At 57.0% G+C, this 20,039-nt stretch carries 20 protein-coding genes; 11 read left to right on the top strand and 9 right to left on the bottom strand.

Going from position 1 to position 20,039, the window contains the following annotated elements:
- Positions 1–29: 29 nt before the first annotated feature.
- The 3 genes from RRF56_RS21995 (at position 30) to RRF56_RS21985 (ending at position 2,773) form a co-directional block, all read left to right on the top strand.
- On the top strand, positions 30–689 hold the full coding sequence (locus RRF56_RS21995) for a DUF2301 domain-containing membrane protein (RefSeq protein ID WP_317035289.1): 660 nt from the start codon (positions 30–32) through the stop codon (positions 687–689).
- 161 nt (positions 690–850) lie between these two features.
- Positions 851–1,291, top strand: coding sequence for a hypothetical protein (locus RRF56_RS21990; protein ID WP_317035288.1), 441 nt, complete (start codon positions 851–853; stop codon positions 1,289–1,291).
- Between the two features lie 78 nt (positions 1,292–1,369).
- Positions 1,370–2,773: a cytochrome P450 gene (locus RRF56_RS21985; protein WP_317035287.1), complete on the top strand. Its 1,404-nt coding sequence runs from the start codon at positions 1,370–1,372 to the stop codon at positions 2,771–2,773.
- Here the strand turns inward: RRF56_RS21985 and RRF56_RS21980 are convergent.
- Both RRF56_RS21980 and trpS read right to left on the bottom strand, forming a co-directional pair.
- Positions 2,759–3,682, bottom strand: a complete 924-nt coding sequence (locus tag RRF56_RS21980; protein WP_317035286.1) for a methylenetetrahydrofolate reductase — start codon at positions 3,680–3,682, stop codon at positions 2,759–2,761. The two genes, RRF56_RS21985 and RRF56_RS21980, sit on opposite strands and share 15 nt — an antisense overlap.
- 77 nt (positions 3,683–3,759) lie before the next feature.
- Entirely contained in the window at positions 3,760–4,770 is a 1,011-nt protein-coding gene (trpS, locus tag RRF56_RS21975; RefSeq protein WP_317035285.1) for a tryptophan--tRNA ligase, read from the bottom strand.
- A 186-nt stretch (positions 4,771–4,956) separates the two neighbouring features.
- Between trpS and RRF56_RS21970 the strand changes: the two genes are divergently transcribed.
- Entirely contained in the window at positions 4,957–5,253 is a 297-nt protein-coding gene (locus tag RRF56_RS21970; RefSeq protein ID WP_317035284.1) for a hypothetical protein, read from the top strand.
- A gap of 126 nt (positions 5,254–5,379) precedes the next feature.
- On the opposite strand, the gene RRF56_RS21965 is transcribed toward RRF56_RS21970, so the two are convergent.
- Complete coding sequence (locus RRF56_RS21965) at positions 5,380–6,327, bottom strand: alpha/beta hydrolase (RefSeq protein WP_317035283.1); 948 nt, start codon at positions 6,325–6,327, stop codon at positions 5,380–5,382.
- Positions 6,328–6,571: 244 nt separating this feature from the next.
- Here RRF56_RS21965 and RRF56_RS21960 point away from each other — a divergent pair, with 244 nt between their 5' ends.
- A complete protein-coding gene (locus RRF56_RS21960; RefSeq protein WP_317035282.1) occupies positions 6,572–7,120 on the top strand; it encodes an O-acetyl-ADP-ribose deacetylase in 549 nt (182 codons plus the stop codon).
- A gap of 140 nt (positions 7,121–7,260) precedes the next feature.
- On the opposite strand, the gene RRF56_RS21955 is transcribed toward RRF56_RS21960, so the two are convergent.
- Together RRF56_RS21955 and RRF56_RS21950 are read right to left on the bottom strand one after the other, a co-directional pair.
- Positions 7,261–8,472, bottom strand: coding sequence for an acetate kinase (locus RRF56_RS21955; RefSeq protein ID WP_317035281.1), 1,212 nt, complete (start codon positions 8,470–8,472; stop codon positions 7,261–7,263).
- A 19-nt stretch (positions 8,473–8,491) separates the two neighbouring features.
- The gene (locus RRF56_RS21950; RefSeq protein WP_317035280.1) at positions 8,492–9,130 is read right to left on the bottom strand and encodes a histidine phosphatase family protein; all 639 of its coding nucleotides are present in this window, start codon (positions 9,128–9,130) and stop codon (positions 8,492–8,494) included.
- A 338-nt stretch (positions 9,131–9,468) separates the two neighbouring features.
- Here RRF56_RS21950 and RRF56_RS21945 point away from each other — a divergent pair, with 338 nt between their 5' ends.
- Positions 9,469–10,062, top strand: coding sequence for a transposase (locus RRF56_RS21945; RefSeq protein WP_317035279.1), 594 nt, complete (start codon positions 9,469–9,471; stop codon positions 10,060–10,062).
- An 88-nt stretch (positions 10,063–10,150) separates the two neighbouring features.
- Here RRF56_RS21945 and RRF56_RS21940 read toward each other — a convergent pair whose 3' ends face one another.
- Both RRF56_RS21940 and RRF56_RS21935 read right to left on the bottom strand, forming a co-directional pair.
- The gene (locus RRF56_RS21940; protein ID WP_317035278.1) at positions 10,151–12,346 is read right to left on the bottom strand and encodes an NACHT domain-containing protein; all 2,196 of its coding nucleotides are present in this window, start codon (positions 12,344–12,346) and stop codon (positions 10,151–10,153) included.
- Positions 12,347–12,397: 51 nt separating this feature from the next.
- On the bottom strand, positions 12,398–12,904 hold the full coding sequence (locus RRF56_RS21935; protein ID WP_317035277.1) for a hypothetical protein: 507 nt from the start codon (positions 12,902–12,904) through the stop codon (positions 12,398–12,400).
- Between the two features lie 647 nt (positions 12,905–13,551).
- Here RRF56_RS21935 and RRF56_RS21930 point away from each other — a divergent pair.
- A complete protein-coding gene (locus tag RRF56_RS21930) occupies positions 13,552–13,839 on the top strand; it encodes a hypothetical protein (protein ID WP_317035276.1) in 288 nt (95 codons plus the stop codon).
- Between the two features lie 49 nt (positions 13,840–13,888).
- Here the strand turns inward: RRF56_RS21930 and RRF56_RS21925 are convergent, their stop codons facing one another.
- The gene (locus RRF56_RS21925) at positions 13,889–15,523 is read right to left on the bottom strand and encodes an alpha-D-glucose phosphate-specific phosphoglucomutase (RefSeq protein ID WP_317035275.1); all 1,635 of its coding nucleotides are present in this window, start codon (positions 15,521–15,523) and stop codon (positions 13,889–13,891) included.
- Positions 15,524–15,720: 197 nt separating this feature from the next.
- On the opposite strand from RRF56_RS21925, the gene RRF56_RS21920 reads away from it, so the two are divergent.
- Together RRF56_RS21920 and RRF56_RS21915 are read left to right on the top strand one after the other, a co-directional pair.
- Entirely contained in the window at positions 15,721–16,728 is a 1,008-nt protein-coding gene (locus tag RRF56_RS21920) for a GNAT family N-acetyltransferase (RefSeq protein WP_317035274.1), read from the top strand.
- Between the two features lie 322 nt (positions 16,729–17,050).
- A complete protein-coding gene (locus tag RRF56_RS21915) occupies positions 17,051–17,281 on the top strand; it encodes a hypothetical protein (protein ID WP_317035273.1) in 231 nt (76 codons plus the stop codon).
- A 26-nt stretch (positions 17,282–17,307) separates the two neighbouring features.
- Here the strand turns inward: RRF56_RS21915 and RRF56_RS21910 are convergent, their stop codons facing one another.
- Complete coding sequence (locus tag RRF56_RS21910; protein ID WP_410510671.1) at positions 17,308–17,898, bottom strand: DNA-3-methyladenine glycosylase; 591 nt, start codon at positions 17,896–17,898, stop codon at positions 17,308–17,310.
- A gap of 107 nt (positions 17,899–18,005) precedes the next feature.
- Between RRF56_RS21910 and RRF56_RS21905 the strand changes: the two genes are divergently transcribed.
- A complete protein-coding gene (locus RRF56_RS21905; protein WP_317035271.1) occupies positions 18,006–18,128 on the top strand; it encodes a hypothetical protein in 123 nt (40 codons plus the stop codon).
- A 137-nt stretch (positions 18,129–18,265) separates the two neighbouring features.
- Positions 18,266–19,894 (top strand): MBL fold metallo-hydrolase, encoded by a 1,629-nt coding sequence (locus RRF56_RS21900; protein WP_410510670.1) that lies wholly within the window; start codon positions 18,266–18,268, stop codon positions 19,892–19,894.
- Positions 19,895–20,039 lie beyond the last annotated feature (145 nt).

Below are 20,039 nucleotides of genomic sequence, written 5' to 3'. Positions count from 1 at the left end.
GTAGGTCTTCTAAATCCGAGGGTGAGGCTATGGACAGTGCGGCGAACCAAGCTCCAGCAGTTTACGCCGGACAGTTTGGCGATTACACCATCACCAAAGGCGATCGCCGAGGGGTGGTGCTCTACCGGGCTGGCCTCGGGGTAGCGGCGGTTGCTTTTGGTATAGGCAGTGCGATCGCGCTGTTCTTCAGCCAAAACCCCACTCTGGTGCAGGCTATCAGCCCGCTCTATACAGTGTTTTGGTTAGGGCTGGGGCTAAGCCTGGCTACTATTCACATCTATCTGGTGCCCCTGCACCGGCTGTTGCAGGTGTTTTGGCTGGGGGGAGGTGTGGCTACCCTAGTTCTCTCCCACGGTATCGATGGGCCATTAGCGCAGACGGTAATAGCACAACCCCAGGTGCTGTGGGGCATTGGCTTGACCTTCGTTGCCCTAACCGGCATTTTTTTCAAAGAAGCCTTTTGCTTCGATCGCCTGGAGACTAAATTGCTGACCCCGCTAGTGCCGTTACTGCTGCTAGGGCATCTGTTTGGCTGGCTCCCCCTAGCTATCAAACAAGGGCTGCTGGGGGCTTGGGCACTGTTGTTTCTGGTGTTTGCCCTACGCAAAGCGGTGCAGCCAATCGTGCCCGATATTGGTGATAAGTCGGTGTTTGAGTACCTAAAACAGCAACGTACTGCCCAGGGCTAGAGAACCGGGGTTCAGACTTAGGTTCATGGCGACTTTGTTGGAGGTGTAAGGGAACTCTTGAACCCTACGCATTTATACTGAGAAAATCTTGGTCCGCACATAAGATCAGCCCTTGGTAGCTGTCGCGGCACGATGTCTCTCAGATCACCGCGCAACATTGAATGACTACGACCCAACAGAGCACCATGAGCAATGCCCCCGGGCCGCTGACAGACCGGGTTCTCCCTGCTGCTGGTAGTCAGGCGGCAGTCGCTGAGGGTTTGAGCGCCGACCCGTGGGCCAAAGCATTATTTGCCTTTGGCCACCAGATTGAGACCACACCGCACCCCTGTCGTCCTCAGCGCCCGCCAAGTGCCCACGATACCAACCCATCGCCGATCTCTGAGACTGCACCTGTCGCCTACTCGTTCGCAGACGCAGCCCCGCAGTTGGCAAACCCCATGGAGCCGTTACGCGATCGCGATCGCGCCGCTCTGCAAGACTTCTTTGCCCACGATCAGATGGTCACCATTGAGGCCGATATTCTCCACCGCCTCAGCTATCTGATGCCCGAACCCGCCTGGGAGGTAGAACCCTACGAGTTTTTGCGGGAGTTTCTGTAGGCCAGCAGGCGGTGAGATGGTCTAGCATCAAGACAGATTTCGCCGTCTGGTTTTCTCCGTTCTGCGTGGCTTTCTCCAATGCCTGCTCTTCCCGGTTCTAAGACGCCCTTTTGGCGGCGCGCCCCCAAGCTGATTTTGCGCCCGCTGGAGTATTTTGAAGACAACTACCGCCGCTACGGCTCGGTGTTTAAGGTGGGCGAAGGACCACCGCCGTCCATCTATGTGGCCGACCCAGCGGTAATTCAAGGCATTTTTCAGGCTGACAGCAGCTATTTTCACATTCCTCCCCAAGGCATGGGCAGCGGGTTGACCTTTATGCTGGGCGACAATTCGCTGCTGCTGATCGATGGGGTGCGCCACCGTCGCCACCGAAAGCTGCTAATGCCGCCGTTTCACGGCGATCGCATGCGGGCCTACGGCGACACCATCTGCACTCTAAGCCAGCAGGTGATGGCCGACTGGCAGCCGGGTAGCGCTTTTGACCTGCGAGCGGCGATGCAGGAGATTACCCTGCGGGTGATTCTCAAGGCGGTGTTTGGGCTGGGAGAGGGCGATCGCTACGAGCGCCTGCGACAGCTGCTCAGCACCCTGCTAGAGGGCTTGGGCACACCCCTGAGCGCCTTTTTTATCTTCTTTCCGGGGCTGCAAAAAGACTGGGGGCCGCTCAGCCCCTGGGGTCGGTTTGTGCGGATCAAGGCTGAAATTGACGCGCTGATCTATGCCGAGATAGAAGAGCGGCGTGTCCCGGCGGGAGCGCTACGCGAATCGCAGCCCCAGGCGGGTCGCACCGACATTCTCTCGCTGATGATGGCCGCCCGCGACGACCAGGGTCAGCCCCTCAGCGACGGCGAACTCCACGATGAGCTGATGACCCTGCTGATTGCCGGCCACGAAACCACCGCCTCGGCTCTGACCTGGGCACTGTACTGGGTGCACTGGCTGCCTGAGGTGGGCAATCAAATCCGTCAAGCGCTCGATCACCTGGGTCCCGACCCCGACCCGCTGGCCGTTGCCAGCCAGCCCTACCTCAATGCCCTCTGCCAGGAGACCCTGCGAATATATCCGGTGGCACCCACCACCGGCATTCGCATTCTGAGTCAGCCGCTGACGGTGGCGGGCTACGAGTTCCCCGCCGGGGCAGCGCTGTTTCTGAATATTTACCTAGTGCACCACCGGGAGGATCTATACCCTGATCCCGATCGCTTTCGCCCCGAGCGGTTTTTAGAGCGGCAGTACTCGCCCTACGAGTATTTTCCCTTCGGCGGCGGGCACCGCAGCTGCATTGGCTCGGCCTTTGCCCTGATGGAAATGAAGCTGGTGTTGGCCACGGTGCTGCGCCAGTGGAGGTTGGAGCTGCCTGCGAGCCACCAAAAACCGCTGCGCCCGGTGCGGCGCGGGCTGACCCTGGCCCCGCCGGGTCACCTTCGCTTGGTGCCCCTGGCCCAGCGAGTGCCACAGCCCGAGGCGCTATTGCTGGGTTAGGGCCACATCCACTGGGGCCACGCCCCCCTGGTCGAGAATCTGGGGAATTAGATCTTCGCGGCGCACCGCCATCAGGTGTACGCCCTGGCAGATCTGGCGGGCCGCCTGCACCTGCTCAGCGGCAATCTGCACGCCCTCTTGCAGTGGGTCACTGGCGGCGGCCAGACGATCGACAATGGCCTGGGGAATGTGGGCACCGGGCACGTTGCGGTTGATGAAATTGGCGTTTTTGGCCGACTTGAGCAAGAAAATGCCGGCCAGGACGGGGCGGTTATAGTCTGCGGCGACTTGATCCATAAATTTGGCCAGACGGTCAAAGTCGGTGATCAGCTGGCTCTGGAAAAACTGTGCCCCGGCCTTGACCTTGGCTTCAAACCGCCGCTGTAACCCCGACCAGCTGGGCGACTGCGGGTCAATAGCCGCTCCGGCGAACAGATCGAGGGCACCGTCGTTGAGGGGCTTATCGTGGCTATCGACCCCACCGTTGAGCTGGCCCAACAGCTTGAGCAGCCGCACCGACTCTAGATCAAACACCGCCCGCGCCTCGGGGTGGTCGCCCGCTTTGACCGGGTCGCCAGTAAGGGCAAGAATATTGCGCAGACCTAGGGCATAGGCCCCCATCAGATCGGCCTGGAGGGCAATGCGGTTGCGATCGCGGCAGGCCACCTGACACACCGCCTCAATGCCCTGCTGTTGCAGCAGCACCGCCGCCGCCCACGACGACATCCGCATCACCGCACGGCTGCCGTCGGTAATGTTGACGGCGTGCACCCGGCCCTTCAGCCTCTGCCCCATGGCCAGCATGTGCTCGGGGTTGCCCCCCTTCGGTGGCATCACCTCGGCGGTGACCAAAAACTGGCCCGCACTGGCCGCCGTGCGCAGCCGATAACCCAACGGTGCAAAAGTCAAAAAATCCTCCTTAGGAACCCTGACCTTCAGGATTCATGCGTCAAAGACAGGGGTAGTTGCTCAGTATATCTCGCTGGCTACAGCGGCTTAGAGTAGCCCAGGGCTGTTTTCACCCGATCTAGGGTTTGATTGGCCCTAGCGCGAGCCTTTTCACCACCGGCTTTAAGAATGCTCTCTAGGTAGCCGCGATCGCCCATCAGCTCGGCATAACGAGCCTGAATCGGAGCCAGAGCCGCCACCGCCGTCTCGGCCAGCAGGGGCTTAAACTGACCCCAGCCCATCTCCTTACACTCTGCCGCCACTGCCGCTTTAGTCTGCCCCGACAGCACGGTATAGAGGGTCAGCAGGTTATTGCACTCGGGGCGGGCCGGGTCGTCAAACCACAGCCCCCGCTCGGGGTCAGTCTTAGCCCGCTTAACCTTTTTGAGAATCACCTCCGGCGGATCGGTGAGGTCGATGCGGCTTTGGTCAGAGGGGTCTGACTTCGACATTTTTTTAGTGCCGTCGGTCAGACTCATCACCCTGGCCCCTTCGGCGCGGATCATCGGCTCGGGAACTTTTAGCACCGGGTGCTCTTCGCTGCCAAACTGAAAGTTGAGTCGGGCAGCAATGTCGCGAGTTAGCTCCAGGTGCTGCTTTTGGTCTTCGCCCACGGGCACCAGATCGGGTTCGTAGAGCAAAATATCTGCCGATTGCAGCACCGGGTAATCGAGCAGGCCAATGCTGACGTTTTCTCCCTGCTTAATCGCCTTTTCTTTGAACTGAATCATCCGCTCTAACCAGTTGAGCGGCGTGATGCAGTTAAACAGCCAGGCCAACTCAGCATGGGCCGACACATGGGACTGCACAAAGATCGTCGCCTTCTCAGGGTCAATGCCACAGGCAATGTAGGTGGCCGCCACCTTATAGGTGTCTTCAGCTAGCCGAGTGGGATCATGGGGCACAGTAATCGCGTGCAGGTCGGCCATAAAGAGAAAGGCGTCATATTCTTCTTGTAGGTCAACCCAGTTGCGAATCGCCCCCAGATAGTTGCCTAGGTGCAGGTTGCCCGTTGGCTGAATGCCTGAAAGAATGCGCTGTTTGGCCATAGGTCGAAGGGAATATGCGGCTAATGGAATGGGGGTGGCGCAGAGCCAACAAGGCACAGCCCTTTACGAATCTACCCTAATCTCTGCCCGTCGCAGTAGCCAGAAATGGGCCAATGGTGAGGCTTTCCTTGCCGACAGCCATTAAATTGTTTAGGTTTGTAACATAGAAATCGCAAAATTATCGTCATGAGCCTTTCCCCCGACCTGTCAAACCGCTTGCAGACTGCCCTAACTCTAGCCAAAGAGGTGCAGCAGCATCCTGCCGCCCACCAAGAGTTTCAAGCAATGCTGGGGGAACTCGAAACCGAAAGCCCTGTGGCCGCTGACCTAATGGCGCAGCTCTGGAAGGCGTACATTGCCTCCCAGCGATCTTCTTTATTTTGGGAGCAGCTCTCTGAGGTTGAGAAGAATTTGTCGGATCGCATGAGCGAAAGCCACATTCAACTCAAGCAAAATTACCTACGCCTGATGCAGGAGCAATAGATCCAGAGTTTTAGGCGCTGGTCAACTGTGCAAGGCTGAGTAGGCGTTCTGGATGATCTATAGGATGTGTCATCGCTCCGCTTAACGTACCAAAGCTAACACCGACAGACTATTGGGCCTCGTCTATCAAGCAGGCAAGGCGGTTACCGCTGAATCTGGGGCTGTAGCACTGGTATCAAGCTGGGGCAAAAACTTGCGAATCAAACCAATAGTGACTCCAGGCAGCTCTAACTGAGGGGTAAAGCCCACATCGTCGAACTGATAGAAAATTCGAATTGCCTGGGGATTGATCGCCATTAATTGACGGCCAATTTCTGGGCCAGTAAACTCAGAGCCCTTGCCCCAAATTATCGCCGTCGGCACCGTAAGGTGACTGATATACTGCGACAGATCAAAACACAGGTCGCCTCGCACAAAGGCCAGGGCCGCATACTCAGCATTGTCTTGCTGGGCCGACTGCAAGTACGCTTCAACAATTTCTGGATAAATTCGCTCTGGCTGAGCAAACTGCCGCTGTTCTAAAAAGCTGCGAATGCCAACGTTATTGGCCACGCCAGTGTTGTAGAGCAGCTGACTCAGAATCGGCAAACTGACAAACTGAGCAAATTGGGCGAACCCACTGCGGCGATAGTCTTGGCCAAACTCTGCTAACCCAGCCAGGGTCGTGACGATCAATGATTTGAATAACTCAGGTCGGTTAATGGCTGCACGCACCGTAAAGGCAGCGGTCAGCGCCGAGGCAATGACCGTAGTCGGCCCGCTACAGGTCTGCTCCATAAATTCGGTGATGATGGCAATGTAGTCGTCTACCCGATAGTCTCGCACTGGGTGATCGGAGCGACCCCAGCCAATTAGATCGGGGGCTAAAACTCGATAGTCTGCGGCAAAGGCAGGATAAACCTTAGACCATTCATAGGCCGAAGAACCACCCCCGAAACCGTGGAGAAATACCAACGTTTCTTTCTCTTTTGGTTCACTTAGATTTTCCCAGGGTTCGCTGTGGGGGGTGTAGTAAACCATACGGCCATATTGGGTTGTAATGGAGCGACTGGCAAAACCGGGTGGAATAAACATAAACTGCTTTTTTATATCTGTATTGACAGCTAGATCTGGCGCTAGCCATCAGTAGGATATTAAGCAACTAATTCAGGAGTTGCTATCAATCAATGGTTATAGTTTTACTTCGAAAAGGAGATAAATCAGCTTGCTTTCAGAGTCGCGCAGCAAGCTGGTGAAGAATGTTCTAATTTAAAGGATAGCCTGGGTTTATCACTATTAAATTCAGGATTAAGCCTGTGCCAGTTAGGAGACTTCGCCTATGTCTATTCCTGATGTGTGGGGCCAGATGCTTGTGCTGCAGGGCGATATTACAAGTCAGGGGGTCGATGCGATCGCAAATGCGGCCAATGAGTCGTTGCTAGGTGGTGGCGGGGTCGATGGGGCCATCCATCAGGCTGCGGGGCCAGAACTGTTGGCCGAGTGCCGTCAGTTGGGCGGCTGCCAGACTGGGCAGGCCAAAATTACTCGTGGTTATAACCTAGCGGCCCAGTGGGTGATCCACACGGTGGGGCCAGTGTGGCACGGGGGGCACCACCACGAAGATGAGCTATTGGCCGACTGTTACCGCAACAGCCTAGCCCTAGCCCAGGAGTATGGCCTTCGCACCCTGGCGTTTCCGGCCATTAGTACTGGCGTCTATGGCTTTCCGCTAGAGCGGGCGGCTCAGATTGCGATCGCAACCGTCAAAGCCACTCTAGATCAGGCCTCGACCCTTGAGCAGGTCAGGTTTGTCTGCTTTAGCGATCGCGCTTACCAGGTCTATCAGTCGGTGCTAGCCAACAGTCGTAACCACAACTCCAACCCCTAACCACGTCACCTGTCCTTAGACGGCTTAGACACTGGCTTGTGCGTAGCTGTCGCTGGTCTGGTTGAGACATTTTTCCTAAAAACGTTCAAACGTTCGAACGTTCCTAAATGTTCTAACCCAGATGAATATGGCCATAACAGCTATTGCAAAAGCGCATGGCAGGCCTGGGCGATCGCCCCCTCCTCCTGGGTATGAATCACCAGCACCCGCACCCGCGAATCTGCCGCCGCAATATCTTGATCGTCCTTGGCTCTCTCCAGGTCATCCTTAAGTTTTAGCCCCAAAAAATCAAACCCCTCACAGGCCCGCTGCCACACCAGGGGGCTATTCTCACCAATGCCCGCCGTAAATACCACCGCATCCAGCCCACCTAAACTGGCGATCATACTGCCCATTTCCCGGCGCAGTCGGTGAATAAACACATCCACGGCTAGCTGCGCCTGGGTATTGCCTTGCTCCATCGCCTCTACCACGACCCGCAGATCGTTAGACAGCCCAGACAGACCCTTTAGACCAGAGGTTTTGTTCAACAGGTGGTCGAGGTGGTCAACCCCACAGCCCTCCTGGCGCATCAGATAGATCAAAATACCGGGGTCCACGCTGCCCGAGCGACTGCCCATCATCAGCCCATCCAGCGGCGTAAACCCCATCGTCGTATCAACGCTGATGCCACCCTTGACCGCCGCCAGCGAGCAGCCATTGCCCAGGTGGCAGGTAAGCATTTTTAGATCTTCTAGGTTTTGGCCTAGCATCTGTGCGGCTCGCTGGGCCACGTATTGATGGCTAATGCCGTGGAACCCATAGCGGCGAATACCCTGCTCAACCCAATCGTAGGGGCCGGGGTAGGTGGCCGCCGCCTCGGGCATGGACGCGTGAAAAGCGGTATCAAACACCGCCACCTGGGGCACCTCGCCCAAAAGGTGCTCCATCGCCTCAATGCCTTGCAGATTGGCCAGGTTATGGGCCGGTGCTAGGGAGATCAACTGGCGAATCGTCTCTTTTACCCCAGCATCTATCACCACCGGCTGTTGATAGTCGCGACCGCCGTGCACCACTCGATGCCCCACCGCCACAATCTCTGAAAGATCGTCGAGAACTTTGGTTGGCCCTTGCACCAGCGTCTGCACCAGCGCCTGTAGCCCCTCAGCCTTGTCAGTCAGAGGCAGCACCTGCGTGACCGCCTCTCCTCCAGATTTAGAGGCGGTCAGTTCTACGCTGCCCTCAGCGTGGGTCCAGTCTAAGGCCGCCTGCCAGAGGGGGCGGTTGATCTGGCCTATGGCATTCCCCTGGCTAAGGTCAAACAGGCAGCTTTTGTGGCTACTCGACCCAGCGTTGAGCACGAAGATCTTCATTAGCTACCTCAAAATTCTGCTAGGTTCCTGGCCTCGCGTCTAACTCCTCCGGCAGGTGGGAGCGATCGCCGTGTTTGACCAGCATGGGGCCATACTTGTCGAAGCGCACGATGCTGACCGAGGCTACGGGCAGATCGATGCGATCGCGGTACCGACCACCGTCAATGCCCAAAAGATTGCAGAGAATCAGCCGAGTCGTCGTCTTGTGGGACACAATCAGCACATTGCCCTCGGTATGGTTGGCCTCGATCTCAGCCACCACCAGTGCAGCGCGGCTGGCCACCTGCACTCCCGTCTCGCCACCCGTGGGCGGATTCCAGGCCGGCTCAGCTAGCCATCTCAGGTAGTCATCGCCGTACTGTTGATACACCTCGTCGTGGGTTTTACCCTCCCACTCACCGAAGTACATTTCCTTAAGGCCGTCCCGCAGCTGCATGGTGTGGCCCGTGGCCTCACAAAAGGGGGTGGCGGTGGCCATGGTGCGCTTCAGGGGGCTGGCATAGACCGCTTGCCAGGGGAGATGTTGATACTTGTCGGCAAAGGCTTGGGCCATGGCCTGACCTTCAGCAGTCAGGTTTACATCCGAAAAGCCGCAGTAGGTGCCGGTCTGGCTCGATTCAGTTTCGCCGTGGCGCAGCAGGTAAAGGTGGAGGGGCATGGGGGAGTAGAGGGGTAGACAGGTTGGATAGGTGGGTGGGGGGTGAGGTGGGTGCGGTCGGTAGGGTCGGTAGGATGGCTGTCTTGCTGACGCCCTTACCCACCGACTCATTTACTAGCCCTGCCTGGGACTGCACATAGGGATTTCCTGAACAGGGGCAGAAGGGGTCGATGTCCTACATCTGCGGTTTCTAGTTTCCACCACTGTAATGGTGCAAGGTTATGAAGCAGTTTAGGCTAGGAAAGGTTTAAGGTTCTCCCAGCCAGACCTCCGAGGTTTTGAAAACCTCGGAGGTCTGGCTGGGAACGCTAAGGGAATGGTGCATCCGGTCATGCTCTATGCCGCGTCGAGATCTCCCGTTCCAGCCAGGGCATTACTACCATCTTTACAATCGCGGCAACGATCGCAACCTCATCTTCTTTGAGCGAGAAAACTATCTGCACTTTTTGCGGTTGATCCGCCGCTATTTAATTGAGCAGGCGCTGGATGTGGTGGCCTATTGCCTGATGCCGAATCACTATCATTTGCTGGTGCAGTGTAAAACCAATGCCGTGTCTGGGGCGATGATGCGGTTATCGGTGGCCTACACCAAAGCGATGAACCGACGCTACAACCGGGTGGGGGTTGTGTTTCAGGGCCAGTTTCAGGCGATTGCGGTGGATAGTGACGAGTATCTGTATCATCTGACCCGATATATTCACCTGAATCCGGTGAAAGCTGGGCTGGTAGCCTATCCCCAGGATTGGGAGTTTTCTAGCTATCTGGACTATGCGGGGCTGCGATCGGGCACCTTACCGAAGCGGGAGGTTGTCCGGCAGCAGTTGACATCTGAAGCCGCATATCAAGCGTTTCTGAAGCCCGATGATCGGCATCTTCCGGCCATGACCCAAGATTTTGCCACGAACCTGAAAGCCCTCATGTTGGATGAGTAGCCTCTAGCCTAGACCTCCGAGGTTTTCAAAACCTCGGAGGTCTGTTTTTGCAAACGCTGTTTACCCCTACGGAGTGCCTTTACCCTGCCTACGCGGGGGGAGAGTTGGGTGGTTGGAGTTGGGCGAAGTGGTCTAGGATCTCGCGGTGCAAGAAGCGATGGCGACCGCCGACCCGTTGCAGCAGCCGACGCTCGACACAGTAGTTGAGGAACTGGGCCAGGTGCCAGGGGGCAACACCGCTCTGCCAGAACACAAACCGCAGGCACACATGCTGAACACAGGCTTTCCCACCACCCGATACAAATCCAAACAGTAGTGCGCCAAAGATACTTGGCACTAAAAACTTGGGAAACACCTCCCAAGCAGAGTTCACGATCGCTCCGATGATCTCTCCCTCAGTAATGCTCTGGGACACTATGACAAACGGTCCCAGGATGCCAAAGACTAGGACAACTACCAACGGGTAACTTAAAAGAGTTGTCCACAAAAAGCTTTGAAGCGAATTCCAAATGCCTTGGTTTGAACGCAATTGTAGTTGCAAATCTTGCTTCAGCCCGTAAATCAGTCCAACAATTAGTCCGCCAATCAGCCCAAAAAGCAGCCCATCAATCAGTCCAACAATTAGTCCGCCAATCAGTCCAAACATCAACCCGCCAATCAGTCCAAACATTAGTTCGAATACAAGCCCACTAATTAGCCCAACGATAAGCCCAAACATCAACCCACCAACTATTCCAAATATCAACGACCACCTCAAAAATTTAAAGACTTTTTGTTGTACTTCGTACGTCATCGAAACTTTAAAGGCTTCAACAGGTTTAATATCACTCAGCCCGGTAATTAGTCCTAAAACCATTCCACCAATCAGGTTACTAAATAACCCAATAACTAGCCCACCAATTAGCCCTGCAATTAACCCAATCATTGGCCCGCTAATTAACTTGCCAATTGGCCCAATAATTAATCCACTAAGCAGCCCGTTAATTAGCCCAACAATCAGCCAGACAACCAGCCGATATTGCCGTCGGGCTTCCTTTGACTCTAACCAACTTGGCTGAATCTGCTCAATCAGAATATCTACCGTATTGGTTTGTTGAAGCTGCCCTGCCAGCCAACTCAGCGTGCGCTCGATTTGTCGCCAGTTTGGCTCTAGCTCTGGCGTTGTGTAGGCCCAATCGCGTTTTTTGAGGTTGCTGCGGCGATCGCTCTCTCGCACTTCTGGTGATAACTGGCGATCAACGTATTGATTCAGCAAGTCTGCTTTGGTGCGAAACGGATGCTGGGGATTGTAGGCGCTGGCCGCCAGGGTGACAAACAGCGGAATTCGCAGCAGCCCCGGATCACCCTCAGCTGTAGGCTTCAAGAAGGTTTGCAGCGTAGGACTAGACTTAATCACCGACCACAGCGGCGACCGTCGTGTCTCCAGATAGGCCTGAATTTGCTCATCCGATAAGGGTTTCAAACAGACGGCCCCCCTTAGTTCTTTGAGCTTAATACTGGCCTGGGCAAATTCCTTCACCCGACAACAGACCACCAGCTTCGGGTACTGCCGCGCAAACTCGTTTAGCTTTTGAGTGCATTTTTGCTGGCGCTCAAACCCTAGCTCATCTAAACCATCCAGCAGGGGCAGCAACACCTGCTGATCGAGCCACTGCTCGTAGAGTTTGGCTCTGCGGTTGCCGTTGTGCTGTTCATACAGCTGCTCAATCAGCCAATCGCGAATGCTCTGATTGTCTTTGCGCCAGGTAGAGAGTTCAAACAGAACGGGGATCACCGTTTTTGGTTTGGCCAGTGCGCCACAGACCAGCTGCTCAGCCAAGCTCAGCAGGGCCGTGGTTTTGCCTGCCCCTGGGGTGCCCAAAATCAGCAGCTTGCCAGCAATGTCGTCTCGCCCAAAAGTTTCAATCAGCAGCTGGCCGGGGTCGAGACTGCCCTGGTCTTTTCCTTGTACCTGTAAAGTTCGTTCACTTTCTAACGGCGATCGCCCCACCCAGCCCAACTGCTCTTGCAGCGCCACTGCCATCAGCTGGCGCTCTCTGCCCAGAGTATCGGTCAACCGTTTGCGAATGTCTGGGAGCTGTTTTTGCTCCAACAGCCGCGTTGCCCAATCCCAATCCACCTCAGGGGCAACAGGCTGACCAAACAACCGCAAGATTGTGTTGTTGATCGTGACCCGATTATCGTGGCTATTTTGAAAGCTAACCGCATCCCCCTCAGCCTGAGTGAGCTGAACTTGGCTATCTTCAATTTGGCTGTCGCCGATGCTCTGCTCTTGCAATGTCATTATTAAGGTTTATCCGGCACGCCATCCCTGCATTTAACCCAAATCTTTGGGTCAAGCACCAAAAAATGCCGCCGCCACCCCAACCCAAGGCGCAACCGTTCTAAAGATTTCTGCGCTTGTTTGCCACAGGCTTTTCCCAGCTTCGGTAGTTTCTTCCAAGGTTTTGATGGTTTCGCTCACCTGTTTCAGGTTTTGCCCCACCAGCTCTTTACTAGGTTTTTCTTTTGCGGCTTCCCGCTTTGCCGGGCGCAAATAGTCGAGCAATTCTTCTTGTAGGGCTGGGCTAATGGCTGCCCCTTTAACCGCTGTTTCTAGCTGCTCTAGCAACGTCACCACTTCTGTGCCAGTAATACCCTGCTGCTGGGTTTGCAGGTCGCCTGTTTGGTTTTGCTGTTGGTCGCGCCCCGCCTGCCCCATCTGCACCATGCCCCCAGTTAGGGTCACGTTGCTGAGGCTTTGCGACTGGTCGGGTTGGCCAGATTTAGACGGCTCGGGCGGGGGCTGCTTTCTAAACATGATGTTGATGGCGACTTTATTTCGTCCATCATATTCGACCACTCTGGCACGGGCCAGAGAACATACGCAGCACCCCACCAACCAGGGACGTTTGGGCCAGCTTGCAAATGATTCCGCCAGGTACGAAGTCAGCCACCCTATTCGCGAACCCAGGTTCGTGAATAGCGAACCCAGCCTCGTCAGCGGCGAAGCCAACTTGGTAGGAGCGAGACCAGCTCCCTGACGAGCGAAGCTAAGTTCGTGAACAGTGAACCCAGCTTCGCCAGCCGTGAGGCTAGGTTCGCCGTCGAGGCACCCAGCGCCCTTCCCATCGTCCCTACGCTCTGCGTGGGAATGCTGCCTACGGTGCTCCTGTCGGCGCGCCATTCGTGAGTGATACCCATTCACTGAGTGATGTCATCACCCGATCAAATGCCCTCAAACCTGTAGCATTTTTAACTTGCGCTCGGCTAAAGGATGGGGTATTTTTGCTGGATGGCTGTGTGCGTGCAGCTGTGCTTCCCAAAAATTTAGTCAAACGCCACTGGAAGGTGCGTCCAACACCAACCAGCGGCTAACCCCTTCGACAGGTACGAGCTGTCTCGGAGGCTAGGGCTATTATTGCCCAGGCCGCCCCGAACTGCACCAGTCTGGGGCGGCTAAGTTTTTGGGATTCCTTACCCACCCTCAAAAAAAGGAATCCCTCAACCATGTTGTGTTTTACCCGCCAAGATCCCCGAGTTCTTGAAGAACTCGGGGATCTGAATCCCCTGCGCCTAGCAAATCCCAGCCCCCAGCCGGGGCGCGAGCGATTGCGCCATCTGGTAATTGGCTCACCCGAAGGGGTGCGGGCCACCATCAACCTGCTGCATGTGCTGCGCTACGCCGACCAGGCCACCTGGAGCCAGTTGATCACCATTCCAGAACCGGGGATTTTGATTACCCCAGAGCAGGGGGAGGTGTTTAGCCTGCTCCGGCGCGATCGGCCAGTAGACTAATCAGAAGCTTAGACCTCGGAGGTTTTGAAAACCTCCGAGGTCTGAATGCCTAGGTGATCACCGTGGGCCGATCGCGCCCGGTGAGGGTTTTGATCTGGGCGATCTCGTCGGCCAGGGAAATCAGGTCGGCCAGGGCTTCCTGGGTATCTTGGTTGTGCTTGGCGGGGTCAGGCTCATAGCGCTCCACATACAACCGCAGGGTGGCCCCAGAGGTGCCAGTGCCCGACAGGCGAAAGACAATGCGCGAGCCATCGGTAAAGCCAATCCGCACGCCCTGGTTTTTGGCCACGCTGCCGTCTACCGGGTCGGTGTAGGCAAAGTCGTCGGCGTAATCGACGGTAAAAGCGCCAAAGGTTTGGCCGGGCATGGTGCCCAGGGCACCGCGCAGGTTATCGATTAGCGTATTGGCGCGATCGCTCTCCACCCCCTCGTAGTCGTGGCGCGAGTAGTAGTTGCGCCCGTAGGTGCCCCAGTGCTCTTTGACGATTTCTTCAACCGACTGCCCCTTGACAGCGAGAATATTCAGCCAGAACAGCACCGCCCAGAGCCCGTCTTTCTCACGGATGTGGTTGGAGCCGGTGCCAAAGCTCTCCTCGCCGCAGAGGGTGGCCTTGCCCGCATCTAGCAGGTTGCCAAAGAACTTCCAGCCGGTGGGGGTCTCGTAGCAGTCAATGCCGAGCTTTTCGGCGACGCGATCGGGGGCCTGGCTGGTGGGCATTGAGCGGGCAATCCCCGCTAGGCCGTCGCGGTAGCCCGGTACCAGGGTGGCGTTGGCGGCCAGAATCGCTAGGCTGTCGCTGGGGGTGACAAAGAAATTATTGCCGAGGATCATGTTGCGATCGCCGTCTCCATCCGACGCCGCGCCAAAGTCGGGGGCATTGTCGCCAAACATCACCTCCACTAGGTCGTGGGCGTAGACCAGGTTGGGGTCGGGGTGGCCGCCGCCAAAGTCTTCTAGGGGTTCGCCATTCACCACGGTGCCCGCCGGAGCATTCAGCCGGCCCTCAAACAGAGCTTTAGCGTAGGGGCCGGTGACCGCGTGCAGCGAATCCATACAGACCCGAAAGTTGCCGCCCGAGAGCAGCTGCTTGATCTGGCCAAAGTCAAACAGGGTTTCCATCAGCGCCCCGTAGTCGCCCACCGAGTCGATCACCTCGACGGTGGTGGTGCCCAGACTGTGGGTGGCCACCTGATCAAGGTCAATATCGGCGGTTTCGAGAATTTTGTACTCGGTGATGGTCTGGCTGTGCTGATAAATGGCGTCGGTCACACTCTCCGGAGCGGGGCCGCCGTTGCCAGTGTTGTACTTGATGCCAAAGTCTTCGTCGGGGCCGCCGGGGTTGTGGCTGGCCGAGAGAATGATGCCGCCAAAGGCGTTGTTTTTGCGGATCACGCAGGAGGCCGCCGGGGTCGAGAGAATGCCCCCCTGACCTACCAGCACCCGACCAAAGCCGTTGGCCGCCGCCATTTTGAGAATGATCTGAATCGCCTCGCGGTTGTAGTAGCGACCATCGCCGCCCACCACCAAGGTCTGGTTTTGATAGCCCTCTAAGCTATCAAAAGTGGCCTGAATAAAATTTTGCAGATAGTTCGGCTGCTGAAAGGTTTTAACTTTTTTTCTCAAACCCGAGGTGCCGGGTTTTTGGTCGTTATAGGGCTGGGTGGAAATAGTTTGAATACTCATAGGGTCAAAATCTGTAGGTCAAATCTGCTTCAAGGTCAACCAGGCGCAACCCCAGGATAAATCTCTAGCTAACACAGCAGGATAAATCTCCCTATAACTTAGGGGGTAAATCGTAAGACTTGGTTAAGGAGAGCCGATATCCGGAATTGACCGTTCCCCAGATGTAGCCGTTCTCAGCCCCCACTTTTCTTGCAGTGATGACCGACCAACTGTTGACCTCAACGCAGTCGCGCCCCAGCATTGGCCACGCTGATTTACCCGCGATCGCCGCCTTTTACGACATCTGCGAGCAGGTTGACCAGTTCGGCCACACCACCACCCTGGCTAACTTGCAGCGCCGCCTTGACCACCCGCCCCCCGGCGGCACCCACCAGCGCCAGCTCTGGGAAACCCCCAAGGGTGAGCTAGTGGGCCTGGTAGCCCTGTGGCTAGACAACCTCACTGATGCACCCACCGATGTTTTAGAAAGCCGGGTGGGGATCTTGGTTCACCCCGACTGGCGCGGCGCTCATCTAGAAGCCGAACTGTTGAGCTGGGCCGAGCAGCAGGTGCGAGAGCAGGCCCAAGCTGCCCAGCGCCCCGCCCAACTCTGCGCCGGAGCCAGAGCCGACGCGCCCTACTACCGGGCCATCTACGAGACAGCGGGCTACGAAATGATTCGCCAATTTCACACGATGGCGCGATCGCTGGCCGACCCTATCCCTCAACCACGGTTACCAAGCGGGTTCACCTCGCGCCCTACCCATGCCAATGAGGCCGCCGCCTGGGTAGAAATGTTCAACGAAAGCTTTGTCGATCATTGGCACTTTACGCCGATGACTCTGGACCGTCGCCAGTTTCGCCTCACCTATCCCACCTACCAGCCCGAATTTGACTGGGTGGTTGTGGCCCCCGACTGCACCCTGGCCGGGTTCTGCGGCGGTGCCATTGACCATGAAGAAAACACCCTAACAAACCGCAAAGAAGGGTGGATTAACATTCTGGGTACCCGGCGGGGCTATCGCCGTCAGGGCCTGGCACGGGCCATGCTGCTGCAAGGACTGCACCAGCTGCATCGGGCGGGGATGGAGACAGCGCTGCTGGGAGTCGATAGCCAAAACCCCAACCAGGCCATGGGGCTGTACGAATCCGCAGGATTTAGCGTCAAAAAAACCCATCTGACCTACCAAAAGATCCTCGCTGAGGCCACAGGTCCTCAACCGTAGGCGACTGCTGGAAAACGTTCTTCTTAATGGTGGGCAGTGCCCACCCTACGGTGGCTGAAGCCCCTCCTGCCCTTAACCCCACCGCCTAAGCTGACCCTAGGCTAGGCCCCAGGTCAGGACTGCCCCCAGGATAGATTTCAGTTCGGCTTTGGCAACCCCAACCTAAAGAGGGGACTCGCCCCATTGGCCCAGAGTCTCTAGCGCCCAGATTGTCTAGCACACTGCCTGTAACTCTCGACTCAGCGCCAAATGCAGTGGTTTCTGGCTCTCCCATGGGCTTGACTAGGTGCCTTAGCCAAGTGATTTAAGGGGATTTAAACCGATGCGTATTTTGCTAACTTTGGCGTTGTTGTGCAGCCTGTTACTGTCAGGCTGCGAGTTTTTTACTCCCGACACCAGTAGAGCCCTGTCGCAAACTCGGCAGATAGAAGAGATGCATAAGCAAACCCAGCAGTTAGAGCGCCAGGCTGACGCCCTAGAGCGCCTAGTCGATCGCGCGGGTAGCGCGGGTAGCGCGGGTGGCGGGGTGATCACGATTCCCATATCGCCCTAGCTTGACGGTGTCTCCCAGGCCAGCGTCTAACGCTTTGATACCGCCTTTGACCCAGTGACATACCAGCGCCAGGGCAGATCAGCCCCCTGGGTGAGGCCAATGCGAGTGGTTTGGGTGAAGGCGACTTCCCCGGCGGTCACCCGCTGTTGCCAGGTAGAATCTCGAGGCTCTAGCCAGAGGCCAGCGTCGGGGTTGAGGGGTTGGTCGGTAAGGGTGCGATCAATGCCCATCAGTAAACAGAGTTTGCCGGGGCCAGCGCCCCAGCGAGTGGTTTTCTCCGCTCGGTAGCCCACCAGCCAGGGGGGAACGGTATCGAGTTCTACAGCACGGATGAGGACGGCGCTGGGGGTGCGATCGCGATCGGTCACCACGTTAAAACAGTGGTAAATGCCGTAGATCAGATACACGTAGCTATAGCCGGGGGGGCCAAACATTACCCGATTGCGCGGGGTTTCGCGCCGGTAGGCATGGCAGGCCGGGTCGCCCTCGGTATAGGCTTCGATTTCGACAATGGTGGCGCTGAGCTGACGGCCATCGGCCCAGCGCCGCACTAGACGACAGCCCAGCAAATCCGGGGCAACTTCTAAAGACGATCGCCCCAGCCAGGCCGGGCCAATAGGTGTTGGCTGATTACAAAGCTTTATAGTGTCCTCCGGGGCAGGCTTGCTAAGATGACTCACAGCTAACGCTCCGTTAACATTCTTTTATTATTCCGATTGCTCCTATGGATATCAAACTCGTACTGGCTGTGCTCACCGGATTGTTTGTGGTAGCCACCCTATTCTTTGGCACCAAGAACGGCTTTTACGACAGCGACGACTACCACGGCAACGGTTCGGCTCACTGAGGTTAGCTCAGCCTGTTGGCCCTGTTGATCGGCCTTAGACATTGCCGCTGCCGCTAGTTCGCCATCCCGTGAGTAATCTGGTCTGCTTTCCGTTTGGTGCCGGTCATGGCCAAGAAGGTCTGTGCCTTGAGTTGCGCATGGGGCCACGGCGCATTGTGCTCGACTGCGGCCTGCGCGATCTGGCGGCCTTAGAACGCGCCCGCGATCGCATTGCTACCGCCGACCTGCTGTTTTGCAGCCATGCCCATAGCGACCACGCCCGGGGAGTGTGGTCCTTTAGCCAAGCCTTTCCCCAGGTGCCGATCTACGGCAGCGAAGTCACAGCCCAGCTTTTGCCCCTCAACTGGCCAGGGGCAGAGGTGCCCCCCCACCTGTGCCAAGCCTTACCCTGGCAGACCCCAATTAGCCTGGCTGACGATCTAACGGTGCAGATTTGGCCCGCTGGGCACTTGCCGGGGGCCGCCTGTGCGCTCTTTACCTACCACGGCCCCCAACGGCCCTATACCGTGTTTTTCACGGGTGATTTTTTCATGTCGAACTCGCGCCTGGTAGACGGTCTCCCCCTAGAGGCACTACGGGGCTTGAAACCCGACGTATTGATCATTGAAGGCAGCGCTGGCACTGCCCGCCATCCCCATCGGCGGCAGCAGGAAAATTTGCTTGCCAGCACCCTCCACCATCTGGTGCAGCAGGGGCGATCGGTGCTGTTGCCTACTCCCACCCTGGGCATTGGTCAAGAACTAGTGATGTTGTTGCGCAGTCACTACCAGTTTACCGGCCAAGATCTGACCGTTCGGGTAGATGAAACCGTAGCGGCGGGCTGCGATTTGTATCTCGAACTCATGACTGAGTTTCCGAGCAGCGTCCAAAACTTTGCCCGGCATCAACCCCTCTTCTGGGACGAACGCATTCTGCCTCGGGTGCGGCGACTGGGGGACGGTGTCTCTGCCGAGGACGAGTCTTCGGCAGAGACCCATCGTGAACGCCCCTGCATTCTGATTGCCCATCGCGAAGCCGATCTCAGCGAGCACTGCCGCACCTCCTCTCTACCCTGGACGGTGCTACTCCCCGATTCTTTTGCAGGCAACCTGGCCGATACCGTATTGGGCACCCCCAGTACGAACGCGGACCCAACTCTGGGCTGGTTACAAAGCCTCGGCCCTGAGCTAGAGACCGAGCGAGTACAGCTTGACACCTACCAGCTCACGACCCACAGCGATCGCGTCGGCACCACCCAGCTAATTCACAACCTCAGACCCCAGCACGTGGCCTTTATCCACGGAAAGCCCGCCCACCTGGCCGACCTGGCCGGGTTAGAAGAATTGCAAACCCGTTACCAGCTGCACCTGCCCTCTGTCGGTAACGAGGTGGAGTTTCCGATCGGCGATCGCTTCATTCAGCCTGCTGCCCCTGACCCTGTCTTTGAGGGCGAAATTACCCAGGTTGACGACAGCGTACTGCTGCTGTTGCCCGAAGATCTCACTACCGACCCTCGCTGGACGGCCTTAGCCGATACCGGCCTGATCCAAGCCCGCTGGCAAGGCAATGATCTCGTGATCAAAGGTCTCACCCAACGCGACCTGCTGCGTACGGTTGCCAACAGCGATACCCCTTGGCAAACTCCCAGCTGTCAAACCTGCCGCTATCAGCGAGAGGGGCGCTGCCGTAGCACCGATTCCCCCCTCTACGGGCTTCAGGTCAGCCCCGAAGGCATGTGCCCAGCCTTTCAAGCTCAGCCAGCCCCTGGGGATGAAGCGTCGGCCTAGCTCGGGTTTAGTGTGTTGATGGCGTTACTCTCATACTGAATCCTGTTTGGGTATCCCCGGTTTAGCAGGGCGCATGGCATGCGCCCCTACGGTTTGGCCCTTTGGGAATCGGGGTTATACCATTCGGATTTGGTATCACTCATTC

Source organism: Nodosilinea sp. E11 (assembly GCF_032813545.1).
In the GTDB taxonomy this organism is placed as follows: domain Bacteria; phylum Cyanobacteriota; class Cyanobacteriia; order Phormidesmidales; family Phormidesmidaceae; genus Nodosilinea.
This window is presented reverse-complemented; position numbering and strand designations above follow the sequence as displayed.

Coding starts and splice junctions, on each gene's coding strand:
- RRF56_RS21985 (WP_317035287.1), top strand. CDS start 1,370: ATGCCTGCTCTTCCCGGTTCTAAGACGCCCTTTTGGCGGCGCGCCCCC.
- trpS (WP_317035285.1), bottom strand. CDS start 4,770: ATGGCCAAACAGCGCATTCTTTCAGGCATTCAGCCAACGGGCAACCTG.
- RRF56_RS21965 (WP_317035283.1), bottom strand. CDS start 6,327: ATGTTTATTCCACCCGGTTTTGCCAGTCGCTCCATTACAACCCAATAT.
- RRF56_RS21955 (WP_317035281.1), bottom strand. CDS start 8,472: ATGAAGATCTTCGTGCTCAACGCTGGGTCGAGTAGCCACAAAAGCTGC.
- RRF56_RS21990 (WP_317035288.1), top strand. CDS start 851: ATGACTACGACCCAACAGAGCACCATGAGCAATGCCCCCGGGCCGCTG.
- RRF56_RS21920 (WP_317035274.1), top strand. CDS start 15,721: ATGACCGACCAACTGTTGACCTCAACGCAGTCGCGCCCCAGCATTGGC.
- RRF56_RS21970 (WP_317035284.1), top strand. CDS start 4,957: ATGAGCCTTTCCCCCGACCTGTCAAACCGCTTGCAGACTGCCCTAACT.
- RRF56_RS21940 (WP_317035278.1), bottom strand. CDS start 12,346: ATGACATTGCAAGAGCAGAGCATCGGCGACAGCCAAATTGAAGATAGC.
- RRF56_RS21925 (WP_317035275.1), bottom strand. CDS start 15,523: ATGAGTATTCAAACTATTTCCACCCAGCCCTATAACGACCAAAAACCC.
- RRF56_RS21900 (WP_410510670.1), top strand. CDS start 18,266: ATGGGGCCACGGCGCATTGTGCTCGACTGCGGCCTGCGCGATCTGGCG.
- RRF56_RS21950 (WP_317035280.1), bottom strand. CDS start 9,130: ATGCCCCTCCACCTTTACCTGCTGCGCCACGGCGAAACTGAATCGAGC.
- RRF56_RS21915 (WP_317035273.1), top strand. CDS start 17,051: ATGCGTATTTTGCTAACTTTGGCGTTGTTGTGCAGCCTGTTACTGTCA.
- RRF56_RS21930 (WP_317035276.1), top strand. CDS start 13,552: ATGTTGTGTTTTACCCGCCAAGATCCCCGAGTTCTTGAAGAACTCGGG.
- RRF56_RS21995 (WP_317035289.1), top strand. CDS start 30: ATGGACAGTGCGGCGAACCAAGCTCCAGCAGTTTACGCCGGACAGTTT.
- RRF56_RS21945 (WP_317035279.1), top strand. CDS start 9,469: ATGCCGCGTCGAGATCTCCCGTTCCAGCCAGGGCATTACTACCATCTT.
- RRF56_RS21960 (WP_317035282.1), top strand. CDS start 6,572: ATGTCTATTCCTGATGTGTGGGGCCAGATGCTTGTGCTGCAGGGCGAT.
- RRF56_RS21905 (WP_317035271.1), top strand. CDS start 18,006: ATGGATATCAAACTCGTACTGGCTGTGCTCACCGGATTGTTTGTGGTA.